The sequence below is a fragment of the Alteromonas infernus genome, assembly GCF_902705815.1.
Window position 1 is genome coordinate 75,344 of the sequence record NZ_CACSIG010000045.1, and the last position, 15,257, is coordinate 90,600.

Here is a 15,257-nt window from a genome sequence, read left to right on the forward strand (position 1 = left end):
AATATTTGCGAATTTCGCGAACGTTTTAAGTCATTAAGCCGTAGAATGTCACAACCAAAACGGAAAAGCGGACGAATCTTATGTTAGTTGGAATTCCTTTGGAACAAAGTAACAGCACAATCAAACCTAAAGAGTGTGCTACTGAAATGTCTGATTACCTAGTCGCGGTTGCAGATGCTCGATGCAAGCGTTCATTTGCTCGAGTGTTCAACTATTTTGCCCCACGTTTGCGCTCTTATGCCCTTAAGCAGATGGGTAATGAAGCATTAGCAATGGAGCTTGTACAAGACACCATGTCGAATGTATGGCAAAAAGCGCATTTGTTTAATGCTGAGAAAGGCTCGCCTTCAACGTGGATCTTCACTATTGCACGTAATATACGGTTTGACATGTTACGTAAGCTTCAAAATAGAAAAGAGGACGTGTGCTCTGACGACCTGTGGCCTGTGTTATGTGAGCAGACGGCAGATGCGAACGAGGCGCCACTTGACGAGCAAGTCACTTTAGAGCAAATTGGCTATATGTTTGAATCACTTCCGGTTAAACAAAAGGCGGTGGTTGAAGCTATCTATATTGATGGCAAATCTCAGCAAGAAGTCGCTGACGAACTTTCTATTCCCTTAGGTACAGTAAAGTCAAGAACTCGCTTAGCGCTTCAACGATTAAAGGTCATGTTAAACGATAATGATTAGGTTTCACCCAAGTGCCCGACAGCTGTCAGACTTTGTTGAGGGCACATTGTCACCCGCAATATCATTGATGGTCTCAGCACATTGCGATATGTGCGAGAAGTGTCAGCGTTTTGTTGAGGTAGAAACAGAACGCCTTGCTGAGGATCTCGTATCTGGCGCAGGTGTAGGTGACAAGTTAGAGGTATCGTTTCAATTAGATGAGATGCTCTCTCAGATTACTCAACTTCCTACAGCACCGCAAATCGAATCAAAAGCAATCAAAGCTAACAACGCTGTTGCTTCACCACGCAATCAAGAAGCGAACATCAGTCAGCGCAAGGCTACGAATGCGATAGAGCTAGACGGAAGAGTCTTTACGCTACCCAGAACGTTACATCGCTATATCGATAAGACGGGGATTGGTCGAGTCTAGTTGGAAAGCTATGGCAAGCGCCCGTAGATTTAGGTAACCAAGGCGTTGCGAACTTCAGTTTTTATGGGCGGGCGGAAGCGTACCAGAACATACCCACCGCGGCACCGAATACACGCTAGTTATCGACGGAGAATTCAGTGACGGCTTAAATCGCTACGATACTGGGGATTTTATTTTCATGGATGGAGAGAAAACTCACACGCCAAAGTCTGAAGACAAAGACGGGTGTCTTGTTTTTAGTATCGTCGACCAGCCACTCCATTTTACGTCTGGTTTGGCGAGATTGTTAAACCCCTTTAGCCACCTGTTTTTCAGATAGAGTAGGTTATCCGTGCGGGCTTACATAAACGTAGCCACGATATGGTAAAATGAATAGTTAATACCAAACAGCAAAACGCACCTAGGTGCGTTTTTTAGTTTCTGGTGTTAGCAACTCTGCTTAACTAATAAATTCGCTATCAGGGTAGTTAAGCTTTAACGTCTTCATCGCATTATCACGCAACTCTTTAAGCCCCAATTGTTCGTAACTTGAAACCATGATTTCAAGCGCCTGTTGAACCTGTGTAGTATTGGGGAAATGTTCAATCACGTAACGTCCGCGATTAGCGGCGGCAACGTAAGCTTGGCGTCTCATATAGAAGCGAGCAATTGCTATTTCATATCGAGCCAAACGATCTTTAATGTGTACCATACGCTGTTTAGCGTCAGCGGCGTACTTGCTATCTGGGTACTGCTGAATCAATCTGCGAAAATCTTCAAACGCTTGGCGAGACTTCGATGGATCTCTGTCCGTACGATCGATATTCATTAGCTCTTGGAAAAGATTGCTATCAGATTCCATGTTAGTTAAGCCACGCATATAGTAAGCGTAGTCAACATCTGAATGGTTTGGATTCAAGCGAATAAATCTATCGATAGTGGCGAGAGTTTCTTCGTTCTTACCCGATTTATAGTAGCTATAGATAAGGTCTAGCTGTACTTGGTGCGATAGAGGACCAAACGGGTAGCGCGAGTCTAATGCGCTGAGGGTTTGCGCGGCAGCACTAAAGTTCCCGACTTCCATGCTTTGCTTCGCTCTGTCATACAGTTGCTGTGCACCCATGTTAGCTAAAACGGCTTTCTCTTCTTTATCCGAAGAGCTACATCCTGCGACAGATACCATAGCACCAAGTAACACGGGTGCCAGTAGACGAAATGATTTCATAATAATTCTATTTTCCTGCTAAACAGTTTTAATACTTCGCTGTCTAAGCTCATGTGTTAAACAACAACACTTTAATTGCATTCTAACGTACTAACGATGAGAAAAACCATACAAAAACGTAAACAAGGCAGTGTACAGCGTGAATCCTTGTTATAATACCCTTTTTTAGACGTAATCAATGGTGTTATGACACAGTCGCCGAACACAATACAATTAGAAGCTTCAACGGAAGCTGCGCATTTTGGTTTACGGTTAGATCAGGTTTTAGCTGATTTGTTCCCAGAATATTCGCGTTCTAAGTTAAAAACTTGGATTCAAGACGGAAATGTCTCTGTGAATGGGGAGGTAATAACCGTTCCTCGTCATAAAATGCAAATGGACGAACTGGTTACAGTGCAAGCAGAAATGGATGTGCAAGTAACCAGCGAAGCACAAAATATCGCATTGGACATTGTTTATGAAGACGAGCATATTCTTGTCATCAATAAACCTGCTGATTTAGTCGTGCATCCTGGCGCGGGAAATCCAAGCGGTACAGTGCTTAATGCATTGCTAAATCACTATCCTGAAATTGACAAAGTTCCCCGTGCAGGCATTGTCCACCGTCTTGACAAAGACACCACAGGCTTGATGGTTGTGGCAAAAACAATACCTGCGCAAACGCACCTTGTTGACCAACTACAACGCCGCGAGATGAGCCGTGAATATGAAGCCATTGCTCTAGGCACTATGGTTGCGGGCGGTATTGTAGATGAACCTATTGGCAGACATGCTACAAAACGCACGCACATGGCAGTTCGCGAAATGGGCAAACCTGCAATTACGCACTTTCGCGTTATAGAAAAGTTTAGAGCTTACACCCATTTGCGCTTAAAACTTGAGACCGGACGCACCCACCAGATTCGCGTTCACATGGCGCATATAAAGCATCCATTATTGGGTGATCAAGTGTATGGTGGAAGACCGCGCTTACCTAAAGGTGCATCTGAAGATTTTATTGGGGTACTTCGCGGCTTCCAGCGCCAAGCACTTCACGCAGCGCAGTTGTCGCTTTTCCACCCAGAGACAGAAGAGTGGATGACGTGGAAGGCGCCTTTACCGCAAGACATGCAAGATTTGCTTAAGGCCGTTAAAAAAGACACTGAAGACAATCCTCAGGATATGCTTTAGCGAGTATTTAGACCTATGGCACCGACGACAGCGAACGCTTCTAAAGTTTCGACACTTGAGTTGATTGAACCTGCGTGGGCATGCCCGCCTAATATTGAGGCATACACGACCACGAGAATTGGCGGCGCGAGCCTAGGCGAGTTCGCAGGGTTAAATGTGGGGAGTCATGTGGGCGATGACTTGCTTTTGGTGAAAGCCAACAGGCGTCTTTTGCCCCATAGCGATAAAATTACCTGGCTAGAGCAAATTCACAGTAACCGTGTCGTTGCTTTACCTAGTGTAGATACCACAGCTGACGCGGCTTATTCTGCATCTAAGTCACATTTTTGTGCAGTAATGACCGCAGACTGTGTGCCTATATTGCTTTGTGACAAACAAGGCCGCGAAGTGGCTGCGGTACACGCCGGTTGGAAGGGGCTGGAATCGAATATTATCAGCAATGCAATTGCGCACTTTCGTGCTTCACCGGCAGACGTTATAGCGTGGATTGGCCCTGCTATTAGCGGCCCTTGCTATGAAGTGGACGCCGAGCTAGGCCGCAGGTTTTCCCATATTGACGGCGCTGTAGCGCCCAGTGACCAACCCGGTAAATGCTTATTAGATTTACCGCTGGTGGCGCAAGTTCAACTAGAACAGGCTGGTGTAAAAAGTGTGACGCAAAGTCATTTTTGTACCTATTCAGACGAACATCGTTTTTATTCTCATCGCAGAGCTACCCATCAGCATAAGCGCACCACCGGAAGGATGGTTAGTGTTATCGGTATACGCTAACTCACTGGTGCTGCGATTTTCTTCACAGGTTTAGTTTCAAACTGCGTCAATGTTTGCGCTACATCAAATTCATTGCATTAATTGTTATCATTTGGACTAACTTTTCATTCTCATACTTGAATAGCAAATCACCAGCCTACATAAATAGAACATAACAATTTTTTCATCTATTAGGTTGAGATTATGAGATTAGATAGATTTACCAGCAAATTTCAGCTCGCTATATCCGATGCTCAATCACTCGCATTGGGGCGCGACCACCAATATATTGAACCGGTACACTTGATGACGGCAATGCTTAATCAGCAAGGCGGCTCAGTGCGACCATTGCTCGATCAAGCTAATATCAATGTTAACGCGTTACGTTCTGCACTGAGTCAAGCAATTGAGCGCTTGCCACGAATTGAAGGCATTGGTGGCGATGTTCAGTTAAGCAAAGACAGCGGCATATTACTAAACCTTTGCGACAAAATAGCGCAGCAGCGAAAAGATGAATATATCACTTCTGAAATCTTTGTGCTTGCTGCCCTTGAAGACAAAGGGCGGTTGGGTGAAATTCTCAAGAGCTTAAATATTACCAAAGATGCTATTGAAAGCGCGATAGACGATATGCGCGGTGGTCAAAAAGTAACGGACCCTAATGCCGAAGACGTCCGCCAAGCATTAGAAAAATATACAACCGATTTAACCGAACGCGCTGAGCAAGGCAAGCTTGACCCTGTCATTGGGCGCGACGATGAAATTCGCCGAACTGTTCAGGTACTGCAGCGTAGAACAAAAAATAACCCCGTGCTTATTGGTGAGCCTGGCGTAGGTAAAACTGCCATTGTTGAAGGCCTCGCACAGCGTATTATCAATGGCGAAGTGCCCGAAGGACTTAAAAACAAGCGCGTGCTTTCCCTAGATATGGGGGCACTTGTCGCTGGTGCCAAATATCGCGGCGAGTTCGAAGAAAGGTTGAAAGCGGTGCTAAATGAACTTGCCAAAGAAGAAGGCCGCGTTATTTTATTCGTTGATGAACTGCACACCATGGTAGGAGCAGGGAAGGGCGATGGCGCTATGGACGCAGGCAATATGCTTAAGCCAGCATTAGCCCGCGGTGAACTTCACTGCGTAGGCGCCACCACGCTGGATGAATATCGCCAATATATCGAAAAAGATGCAGCCCTTGAGCGACGCTTCCAAAAAGTATTGGTAGAAGAGCCTAGCGTTGAAGATACTATCGCTATATTGCGAGGTCTAAAAGAGCGTTATGAACTCCATCACTCTGTGGATATTACCGACCCAGCCATTGTAGCGGCGGCAAGTTTATCTCATCGTTATATTAGTGATCGCCAGCTTCCAGACAAGGCAATTGACCTTATCGATGAAGCGGCATCGAGCATACGCTTACAGATCGACTCTAAGCCAGAAGATATGGACCGTTTAGAGCGCCGTATTATACAGCTAAAATTGGAAGAACAGGCGCTTGCAAAAGAAACCGATGATGCCAGCCATAAACGCCTGGAGATGATTGAACTAGAGCGTGAGCAAGCTGAGACTAAATACGCTGAACTTGAAAAAGTATGGCTAGATGAAAAAGATGCGATGCAAGGAACGCAAACCATAAAAGGTGAGCTAGAGCAGGCAAAACTTGATTTAGAAATCGCGCGAAGAGCCTCTGATCTTAACCGCATGTCTGAACTTCAATATGGACGTATACCGGAATTAGAAGCAAAGCTAGAACAGGCTGCGGAAAACGAGACTCGCGAAACCACATTGCTTAAAAACAAAGTAACCGACGTTGAAATTGCCGATGTACTTTCTCGGTGGACCGGTATTCCTGTGGCCAGAATGCTAGAAGGAGAGCGCGAGAAGTTATTGCGCATGGAAGATGTGCTGCACAAGCGGGTGGTTGGTCAAGAAGAAGCCGTTCAATCAGTTTCTAATGCAATTCGTCGCTCACGTGCTGGACTCGCTGACCCGAATCGCCCCATTGGTTCGTTCCTATTTTTAGGGCCAACTGGCGTTGGTAAGACTGAGCTGTGCAAAGCTTTGGCTGGCTTTATGTTCGACACTGAAGATGCCATGATACGGATAGATATGTCGGAATTCATGGAAAAGCATTCGGTTGCGCGTCTTGTTGGTGCACCTCCAGGTTACGTCGGGTATGAAGAAGGTGGCTACTTAACAGAAGCGGTACGTCGCAAACCTTATTCGGTTATTCTACTCGATGAAGTGGAAAAGGCGCACCCTGATGTTTTCAATATTCTGTTACAGGTGCTAGATGACGGAAGGCTTACAGATGGGCAAGGTCGCACGGTAGACTTTAAGAATACGGTCGTGATCATGACCTCTAACTTAGGCTCAGACATCATTCAAGACAAGCACAATGAAAGCCAGTACGACGAAATGAAGGGGATGGTAATGAATGTTGTAGGGCAACATTTCAGACCTGAGTTCATTAACCGTGTGGATGACATTGTGGTATTCCACCCACTAGGGAAAGAGCAAATTAAGTCTATTGCTAAAATTCAGCTCGCTTCTCTGAGAGCCAGATTGGCAGACAAAGGTTACAAACTTACTCTGTCTGCTGCGGCAATGGATAAGCTGGCTGAAGCGGGCTTTGACCCTGTATTTGGCGCTCGACCGCTTAAGCGCGCTATTCAAGTGCAGGTGGAAAATCCGCTCGCCCATCAGCTGCTTGCTGGTGAGCTGATACCCGAATCGACCGTTCGAATAGATGCAGACGAGAGCGGGCTCTTTATAGTTAGCAACTAAAAGAAGACGTATTAATCATTACAAAGGCACTTCACTCCAGTGCCTTTTTTATTGCTTTGGTATAACCTTTTCCTTTAGTTTACAGGGAGAAAAAATCTTGTGATGAGTTTTAGGAGTTAAGCATGCAATCAGCCCCAATTATTAACGCATTTAAACGCGTGCTCGGGGAAAGTAATATTGCTGTGGGGCAGCGCCAAACAGAACACTATCGCAAAGGGTGGCGCTCTGGTGAAGGTGAGGCATTAGCCGTCCTTTTTCCGCATACGCTAATGCAGTATTGGGAAGCGCTTAAAGTTTGCGTTGAGTATAATTGTATTATCATCATGCAGGCCGCGAAAACGGGGTTAACAGAAGGCTCTACGCCAAGCGGTGAGGATTACGACAGGCCAGTAGTGGTTATTAATACTTTAGCCATGGATGACATCGTGTTGCTAAACAAAGGAAAGCAGGTTTTAAGTTTTCCTGGAGCAACGTTATTTAAGCTTGAAAAGGTATTAAAACCACTGGGGCGTGCGCCGCATTCCGTAATTGGCTCTTCGTGTTTAGGGGCATCTATCGTTGGTGGTGTTGCCAATAACTCAGGGGGAGCGCTAGTAAAGAGGGGGCCCGCGTATACAGAGTTATCGTTGTTTGCCCACGTAGATCAGAACGGCGAACTCACGCTTGTTAATCATCTAGGCATAGATTTAGGCAAAACGCCTGAAGAAATCATTGGAAATTTGTCGTCGGGCAATTTTCCTACAACGCTACCTGCTACGGAAAAAAAAAGCGTCAGCGAGTGATTATGTGCACATAGTTCGCGACGTAAACGCCGATACCCCAAGCCGTTTTAATGCTGACCCCACACGTCTTTATGAAGCAAGTGGCTGCGCCGGGAAAATTGCCGTGTTTGCGGTACGCCTTGATACCTTTGAAGTACCTACAAAAGAGCAGACGTTTTATATTGGAACAAACGATGCTGCTGTACTTACGCGCATTCGACGAGACATTTTGTCGCAGTTCGACAACGTGCCAGAAGTCGGAGAATATCTTCACAGAGAAATGTTCGATATTGCTGACACCTACGGTAAAGATACTATTTTGAGCATTCAGCGTTTAGGCACAGATTCGTTACCCAAAATGTTCACGTTAAAAGGGCGGGTGGATGGCGTGCTGAATAAGCTACCACTACTACCACCTTATTTTAGTGACAGGATAATGCAGTTTGGCAGTAAGTTCTTTCCTGACCAGATACCGCAAAGTTTGAGAACTTTCCGCAACAAGTACGAGCATCACTTAATCCTTAAAATGAGCGATGGTGGTATTGAAGAGGCAAAAGCACTGTTATCAAAGCTGTTTACGCAAGAGCAATTAGACGGTGGGTATATTGAGTGTAGCGACGAAGAGGCCGCCAAGGCGTTTTTACTGCGATTTGCCGCCGCGGGCGCAGCGGTGCGTTATCAAACCTTACACCATAAGCAGGTGGGGGACATATTAGCGTTAGATATTGCATTAAGGCGTAACGATGAGTTCTGGGTAGAAAAGCTGCCAGCGCATATCACCATGCATGTAGAAAAGCCCCTTTATTACGGGCATTTCTTTTGTCATGTTTTCCATCAAGATTACATACTTAAAAAGGGCAGCGACGCTAAAAAAGTAAAAGCGGACATGTTGGCGTTACTAGATAGCAGAGGCGCTAAGTACCCCGCAGAGCATAATGTTGGGCATCTATATGAAGCGGAGGACACTCTGCAGCAGTTTTACAGAGAGCTAGATCCTACCAATACCTTTAACCCAGGCATTGGTAAGATGGAGAAGCATAAACGCAATTGTTCATGCTGTGTTTAGCAAGAGATAAAGAGAGCCCTATAGGCTCTCTAATAATGCTCTAGCTTGTGGACGCCTAAAGAAAGGGCGCTCTACATTTACTGCATACTCTAGCTCTTTCTTCGCTTCCTCAATTCTATTTAGTTTAGCGAGGGTATAGCCTAGGTGGTAGCGAATATTTGGGTCGTTAGCATCCCTGGCAAAGGCATCTCGAAGCATTTTAAGACTGCCTTCGTAATCTCCTTGCAGCGCTTTAATATGCCCGTAAGTATCCAGTATTTTGGCTGAATTAGGCTGCAATTCGTAAGCTTGTCGGGCATAGTTTTTTGCCGTAACCAGCGACGTTTCAATATGCATGATAGCCAAACGGTTATAGGCTTCGGCGGGGTTGAGAAGGTTTGGCTCCTCAATAAGCGCTTTATAAAGCGCTATCGATTCGTCAAATTCTTGAATAAAGAATAAGTACTGAGCCAACAGATTTTTTGCTAGCAGGTTATTCTCATTTTCAGCAATGAGCTTACGAGCAGTACTCAAAAATACATCGACGAACTGTTCGTTCAGTGCGTAGTTGTATATAGCAATAAACGCTTGAGCAAATGTAGAGTCTACGTCCAGTGCTTTTTCGAAAGCCGCGATTGCACGCTCATTGTTGCCCTTATTTGCTTCTAAACGACCTTTCAAGAAATGATAGACCGGGTTTTGCTGCTGGTCTTTAGGAATGCTCGTTAGTAAAGATTGTGCTTTCTCGTTGTTTTGTAGGTCTAATAGCAGACTAGTGTAGCGCAACGTAACAAATGTACTTGAATTCGCTATTTCATAAGCACGTGCCATAGCATCTAAAGCGTCTTCATCGTTGCCAATGCTACGAGCTTGGTCGGCATAGGCAATTAACTTACCTGCATCGTCGTTTATGAAATTTCTTGCAATGCTCAGTGTTTTCTCGGCATCGGCACGCTGGTTATTCCCTAACTGAAGCGCTGCTTTACGAAGAAGGTAGTCAGCATTGTCAAAGTCATCTTTAATAAGCAGGTCTAAATGATACAGTGCATTCTTTGTATCGCCTTGTTGCTGATATAAAGATGAAACGCGCTCTCTCGCTCCGATATTCGAAGGATTAAGCGTTAATATATCAAGGTAAATTTGCTTCGCTTCATCTACATTACCCGCTTTGGTCAAGTTGAACGCTTTCAGCATTAAGGTTTCATTATGCTGCGGTGACAGCTCAAGAAGTTCTTCTATTAACTGATTAGACGTATCCACGTTTCCTAAGCGACTTTCTGTCGCGGCCAAATTGAATTTAGCCGGAAAAAGGGTAGGGTTCTGCGCGAGCGCTTTTTCGATATTGGCTTTAGCTTCCGCCAATTGACCCTGTCTAATCAAAATGCCCGCTTTTAGGTTGTACACTTCAGCTTCGTCGGGAAACAGTTCGCTAAGCAGGTTGGCACCTTTTAGTGCGTTTTCAAACTGCTGTGCTTGTAAATTCATCAATGAATAAGTGAAAAGAAAGCCTGCGTTATCTTTGTAAGCAGGTAGGTTCTTCTCAAGAATACTCAAGGCTTCGGCTTGCTTACCTCTTGCAGCCATTAATTTGATTTTAAATAGCTGAAGCTTGTTTTCATTCGGATACTTGTATTCAAGGTTTTGCAAAAGGCGCTCAGCTTTAAATGCTTTGTTTTGACGAATAAACAAATCACCTAATAGCAATGCTGAGTCAGGGTCTTCCATTAGTGCATCTTGATGACGCTCAAGCAGCGCAAGCGCTTGCTTATCCTGCTGTGTAGCCATATAAACTTGGCTCAGCATTAATACCGCCTGCAAATCTTCCGGCTCTTGTTGCAGATAAGCGCTAAAATCTTTTGCTGCAGTCTCCATGTTGTTGTTGAAGAAGTTGGTTAAACCGCTTATGTAGAGCAACATAGGTTGAGAAGTTATGAGCTCAGGGTCAAGCTGTGCCATAAAGTCATTAAGCTCTTTTAGCTTCTCGTTATCAATAGCTTGTTGGTTGTCTCTGCTTTGCAACCAGCTATTAAGTAAAATGGCCAAAGGATCGTTTGGCGTGTCTTCAATAATTTCATCAACGAATAGCTTGGCCGTATCATAGTCTTTCGCTTCTAAATACAAATCCACTAGATTTCGCAGCGCTATAGGGTCGTCGCGGTTAAATGTCAGCGCTTTTTGTAAGTGTGCCGTTGCTGCGTCAGTATCACCCTGTCGGTACGCAAGTTGCCCTTTCAAGCGCCATGTTATGGCGTTCTCAGGCTCGAGTGACATAGCCTTGTCGACAAGGGAGGTCGCTTTCGGTAAATCTTCATTTTGAAGGGCAATGGAAGCTAACCCATTTATGGCTGGCACAAAGTTAGGCGTACGTGACACAATAGTGTTGTAGTCGCGCAATGCACATTGTTCGTCTTCTAATCTGATGCACGCTGTTGCACGAATCATCAGCCACTCGCGCTCTGCTTCACCAGAGAGCTTGTTTAAATCAGAGAAATCTACAATTTCTTGGTACCTGTTAAGAAACAGCCAGGTGTTGCCCAGGGGTTCTGCCAAAAGATTGATATCAGCACCCATTTCCAGCGCTTCTACAAACTCCATTTCGGCTGCAGTTAAGTAGCCATTAATAAGCAATATTTCGCCCATTAATATCTTTGCAGCCAAGTTTTCTGGGTCTTTTTGTAAGCTATTTTTAAGGTGAATATAGGCTTCGTCGTACTCGTTTTGGTTAAACGCGGTGAGCGCTTTTTCGTAATCTTCTGATGTAGAAGCAAAACTGTTGAAAGTGATTAACGATGAGGCAACTGCAGATAAAAGCATGCGTTTTACAAAGCGCTTTTTATTATTAAAAAAATCCATATAAACCTTCGATATTTAGCCTAGCCACTGGCTTAAAAATAGTATAAAAAAAGGTGGCCTAAGCCACCTTCTAAAGATACGTGTTTTCTAAGCGTTTTTAAACAATTAAACGCGACGCTTACGTCTATAAAGAACAAGACCTAAACCTAAGCTCATCAGTGCTAAAGCGCCAGGTTCGCTTACTTGTGTTGGTGGTTGAGTGGTTTTTTCTTCTAAACCAACGGTAAGTGAAGAAAGTTTAAAACCTACGTTGTTAAAAGAACCGCTTGCGCTCTGGTCGAAAACAGTATTGTAGGCACCAACAAGCCAATACTTAGCGGCGGTCAGGTTCTTTGTGAATGAAGATTCGAAATAGTTTTCTGAATTTTTTGTATTGCTAATGTTGAAATGGCCAAGTGCGCCATCAATCACAGTCTCACTTACATCTGACCACGTAAAGTTACTAGTGCCGGTAAATAAAGCGTTAGCTTTGTCATAGTCGAGGCCTGCAACTGTGACATCGTTTTTCTCGCCTCCATCGTAGTAATTTGCAGAGAAAGTACCACCAGTTAAGACGACCTCTTTATCAAACGAAAGTAGAATCATGTCAAAGTCTCTTGAACCATGATCATTGAAGTTGTCAACAGAATGGCTGTCTCCCCAAGGCACATAATCTCCATTAGTATTTTTATACCACACTTGGTCTTGGTTCGTCATACCGTAACCGTAAGCTTGTGTGCCAGATATACAATTTCCATACCTGTTGATGCTGCAGTTTGTGTAATCGACCAGAGTCGCTCCTTTCACAGAGTTATCTTCTGTACCTTCATCCCATGTATTGGTGTTGAAGTCATAGGTCAGTCCCTTACTCCCTGTGTCACTCCATGCAGAAACAGAAACTTTTACGTTAATGCCGTCAATCAGAATACCTTGAGAAGCATCTGTACTCGTAAAGATGTTGGTAGTACGGGTATTTCCTGTGCCGTCAACGAGCGTGTAAGTGGCTTCTTCTAACGCACTATCGCTAGCATATATGTTTGCACTTAGCGGCAGGAATAAAAGGGAGATACTTAAAAACTTCTTCAATTTCATTTTTGGACCACAAATACTATGAAAATAATTTCTTATGCTAAGCATTTAGTGTGCCAATTTTATGGGTTTGAATTTGCTAAAGTTTTTCGAGTTTCGACTGGTGTTAGTAAAAAAAACTGACAGGTTGTACCACCTGTCAGTGATCTAAAGTCTAATTTCTTCAAATAGTTTTCTTGCGGCGCCACATGACGAAGAGCGAACAAGCCATAAGTAGGCCGATGGTACCAGGTTCAGACACTTCTGTTGTATCTGGTGTACCTGTTGTTTCTGTGACAGAGAAACCAATATTTGCAAGTTTGAAAGCATCGTTACCAACGTAGCCACCAATGTTACCGAATACAGTGTTGTATGCACCTACTAACCAGTATTGCGCCGATTCAGTAAACGTGAAGTCAGCGCGGTGGTCTAAATATTCGCAGTTTTCTATATCAAACGACGCTGACGTTAATGCATCGGCTACGATATCACTCCAAGTATTAATACCCGAGGTTAATTTCGAAGTATCGCTTAATGCCGCTACAGATACTTGGCTATCGTTACTGCTGTAAAGCCAAGAGAAGCTGGCGCCAGTCAGTGTTACCGCAGAGTCAAACGATAGCAATACAAAATCATAGTCTCGTTCGACATTGGTCATCCCGCTATAATAAGCATTTTTACTACCCTCGTAATAATAGTTGAGGTTATCAATGGCATGGTCTGAGCTACCGTTATACCAAGCTTCATCATTGTTGGTAACGCCATAAGCCCATTTATCAGATAGTTTTTTCCAACTCGGCACCAACGACGGTCTCGCCAGTGACATTATTTGTATCCGAGAACGCAGACATTGATATATTAACGCCATTAACACTCACCGATGATTTAGTGGTTTCAATACTGTTATACACACCATCACTTACTAGGTCATAAGTATGCTCGCCAAGGGGGGAGTTACATACTTTGCTTTGGTCGCTATTGTTACTTGATGAGCCGCAGTAAGAATAGTTGTGGTTATTGTAGTATGTAGCAGATGCTGGATTAACGATAATCGAAGATAGCAATGCCGTGGAAAGTAAAAGCACAGTTTGCAAAGAAAAGTGTTTTGGAAGTAATAGCATAATTGCTTTCCTATAAAAGAAGCGCTTTTCGCTTCTAGTACATACTAAGATAGCGTTGCACCTTTCTATTGGCGCACACTTAGTGAGTACCTAATTTCAACATGGACTTGTATGATATATGAACGGTGACCTATTTAAGGTATGTTGCCGTATACCTAGTTATTAGTGTTTGTGAAATCGATATCTAAAACACACCGCAGATAGAAATGCCTGGAGGCAAGCTTAGTTGGGGAAGGCGCGCATATTGAATATATTCAATGATTTTTCTAATTGAGCTTATTCAAGGATTTTTAGTAAGGAAGCACGCTGCCTTTTTACTTTGCTATGCGTTACTGGATATCTGTGAAATAATTAGCCTTATTATATGTAGAAGTACGAGGACATATGTCTGAACAAAAACGTAAAGGGATATACTTACTTCCCAATTTATTAACAACAGCAGGTTTGTTTTCAGGTTTCTTCGCTGTTGTGTCGTCTATGAACGGCCGCTTCGAAGCTGCCGCTGTTGCTATATTTGTAGCTATGATTTTTGATGGCCTCGATGGTCGTGTAGCACGAATGACAAATACGCAAAGTGACTTTGGTGCTGAATATGACTCTATGGCCGACATGGTTTCATTTGGTATGGCGCCAGCACTCGTGGCTTATAACTGGGGGTTAACAGAGCTTGGTAAATTGGGCTGGTTAGCCGCTTTCGTCTATGTGGCGGGCGCAGCACTTCGTCTTGCACGCTTTAATACGCAGGTGGGAATAGCTGACAAACGTTTCTTCCAAGGTCTTGCTAGCCCAGCTGCTGCGGCAGTTGTTTCCGGGCTTGTATGGGTTGGCGTAGAATACGATGCGGTTGGTACTGACTACGGCTTATTAGTTGCAGCAGTTACAGGCCTAGCTGGCCTCCTTATGGTGAGTAACTTCAAATATAACTCCTTTAAAGAAGTTAACTGGCATGGCAAAGTTCCTTTTGTAGGTCTATTGCTGGTGCTTCTCATATTTGTCGTTGTTGCAACCGAGCCAGCACTGGTACTTTTCTTAGTATTTGCACTTTATGCGCTGGCAGGTCCAATTAATACATTTAGAACCGTTGATAAAGTAACGTTAGATGATGTAGTAGGCGATCACGAAGAAGACGCGGATTTTAAAGGTGATGCTAAGCGGGAAGATGAGCATCAAGAAAATAAGTAGTCTTTGCACTCTATCTGAAGATAACCTTGTAAAAGGTAGGCAGCAATAGTTAGTGTGACTCTAGATTTACTCAGCGAAATTGTAGCAGTTTTGATAAAAGCGCTGGTTAAATACACGTTTAGATTAAAAAGCGACCGAAAGGTCGCTTTTTTTATGTTTATTTAAAAAAGTAGTTGACGTGAGCGCTCATTTCCCTAAAATGCGCATCCGCTTCGGGGGAAAAGCAAAACAGCAACCCT

Annotated in this window: 8 protein-coding genes and 3 pseudogenes; 7 read left to right on the forward strand and 4 right to left on the reverse strand. The window is 44.1% G+C overall.

The genetic code is table 11. From position 1 onward, the window contains the following. Window positions 1–80 precede the first annotated feature (80 nt). Together ACX5J7_RS11910 and ACX5J7_RS11915 are read left to right on the forward strand one after the other, a co-directional pair. On the forward strand, window positions 81–692 hold the full coding sequence (locus ACX5J7_RS11910) for a sigma-70 family RNA polymerase sigma factor (RefSeq protein WP_012518926.1): 612 nt from the start codon (window positions 81–83) through the stop codon (window positions 690–692). Continuing rightward, window positions 685–1,423 (forward strand): annotated as a pseudogene (locus ACX5J7_RS11915) (ChrR family anti-sigma-E factor). Before ACX5J7_RS11910 ends, ACX5J7_RS11915 begins: the two are co-directional and overlap by 8 nt. A 120-nt stretch (window positions 1,424–1,543) precedes the next feature. Here ACX5J7_RS11915 and ACX5J7_RS11920 read toward each other — a convergent pair. Continuing rightward, window positions 1,544–2,308 carry an outer membrane protein assembly factor BamD gene (locus ACX5J7_RS11920; RefSeq protein WP_012518924.1) on the reverse strand — a complete coding sequence of 255 codons (765 nt, stop codon included), beginning with the start codon at window positions 2,306–2,308 and terminating at the stop codon, window positions 1,544–1,546. 186 nt (window positions 2,309–2,494) lie between these two features. Here ACX5J7_RS11920 and rluD point away from each other — a divergent pair, with 186 nt between their 5' ends. The 4 genes and pseudogenes from rluD (at window position 2,495) to dld (ending at window position 8,836) form a co-directional block, all read left to right on the forward strand. Beyond that, on the forward strand, window positions 2,495–3,478 hold the full coding sequence (gene rluD / locus ACX5J7_RS11925; protein ID WP_278383106.1) for a 23S rRNA pseudouridine(1911/1915/1917) synthase RluD: 984 nt from the start codon (window positions 2,495–2,497) through the stop codon (window positions 3,476–3,478). Window positions 3,479–3,493: 15 nt separating this feature from the next. Next, complete coding sequence (gene pgeF, locus ACX5J7_RS11930; protein WP_498707275.1) at window positions 3,494–4,249, forward strand: peptidoglycan editing factor PgeF; 756 nt, start codon at window positions 3,494–3,496, stop codon at window positions 4,247–4,249. Between the two features lie 183 nt (window positions 4,250–4,432). Next, a complete protein-coding gene (gene clpB / locus ACX5J7_RS11935) occupies window positions 4,433–7,009 on the forward strand; it encodes an ATP-dependent chaperone ClpB (RefSeq protein WP_020746222.1) in 2,577 nt (858 codons plus the stop codon). 122 nt (window positions 7,010–7,131) lie between these two features. Then, a pseudogene (gene dld, locus ACX5J7_RS11940) lies at window positions 7,132–8,836 on the forward strand (D-lactate dehydrogenase). An 18-nt stretch (window positions 8,837–8,854) separates the two neighbouring features. Here dld and prsT read toward each other — a convergent pair. The 3 genes and pseudogenes from prsT to xdp1 (ACX5J7_RS11955) form a co-directional block, all read right to left on the reverse strand. Then, the gene (gene prsT, locus ACX5J7_RS11945; protein ID WP_498707276.1) at window positions 8,855–11,668 is read right to left on the reverse strand and encodes an XrtA/PEP-CTERM system TPR-repeat protein PrsT; all 2,814 of its coding nucleotides are present in this window, start codon (window positions 11,666–11,668) and stop codon (window positions 8,855–8,857) included. Window positions 11,669–11,773: 105 nt separating this feature from the next. Next, window positions 11,774–12,739 (reverse strand): exosortase-dependent surface protein XDP1, encoded by a 966-nt coding sequence (gene xdp1 / locus ACX5J7_RS11950; protein WP_348680924.1) that lies wholly within the window; start codon window positions 12,737–12,739, stop codon window positions 11,774–11,776. Window positions 12,740–12,899: 160 nt separating this feature from the next. Next, window positions 12,900–13,836 (reverse strand): annotated as a pseudogene (gene xdp1 / locus ACX5J7_RS11955) (exosortase-dependent surface protein XDP1). Window positions 13,837–14,220: 384 nt separating this feature from the next. On the opposite strand from xdp1 (ACX5J7_RS11955), the gene pssA reads away from it, so the two are divergent. After that, window positions 14,221–15,018 carry a CDP-diacylglycerol--serine O-phosphatidyltransferase gene (gene pssA / locus ACX5J7_RS11960; protein WP_015067605.1) on the forward strand — a complete coding sequence of 266 codons (798 nt, stop codon included), beginning with the start codon at window positions 14,221–14,223 and terminating at the stop codon, window positions 15,016–15,018. The last annotated feature ends 239 nt before the right edge of the window (window positions 15,019–15,257 follow it).

What these genes read in the sequence shown, in the direction of transcription:
- xdp1 (WP_348680924.1), bottom strand. Translation starts at nt 12,739, where the DNA reads ATGAAATTGAAGAAGTTTTTAAGTATCTCCCTTTTATTCCTGCCGCTA.
- prsT (WP_498707276.1), bottom strand. Translation starts at nt 11,668, where the DNA reads ATGGATTTTTTTAATAATAAAAAGCGCTTTGTAAAACGCATGCTTTTA.
- clpB (WP_020746222.1), top strand. Translation starts at nt 4,433, where the DNA reads ATGAGATTAGATAGATTTACCAGCAAATTTCAGCTCGCTATATCCGAT.
- ACX5J7_RS11910 (WP_012518926.1), top strand. Translation starts at nt 81, where the DNA reads ATGTTAGTTGGAATTCCTTTGGAACAAAGTAACAGCACAATCAAACCT.
- rluD (WP_278383106.1), top strand. Translation starts at nt 2,495, where the DNA reads ATGACACAGTCGCCGAACACAATACAATTAGAAGCTTCAACGGAAGCT.
- ACX5J7_RS11920 (WP_012518924.1), bottom strand. Translation starts at nt 2,308, where the DNA reads ATGAAATCATTTCGTCTACTGGCACCCGTGTTACTTGGTGCTATGGTA.
- pgeF (WP_498707275.1), top strand. Translation starts at nt 3,494, where the DNA reads ATGGCACCGACGACAGCGAACGCTTCTAAAGTTTCGACACTTGAGTTG.
- pssA (WP_015067605.1), top strand. Translation starts at nt 14,221, where the DNA reads ATGTCTGAACAAAAACGTAAAGGGATATACTTACTTCCCAATTTATTA.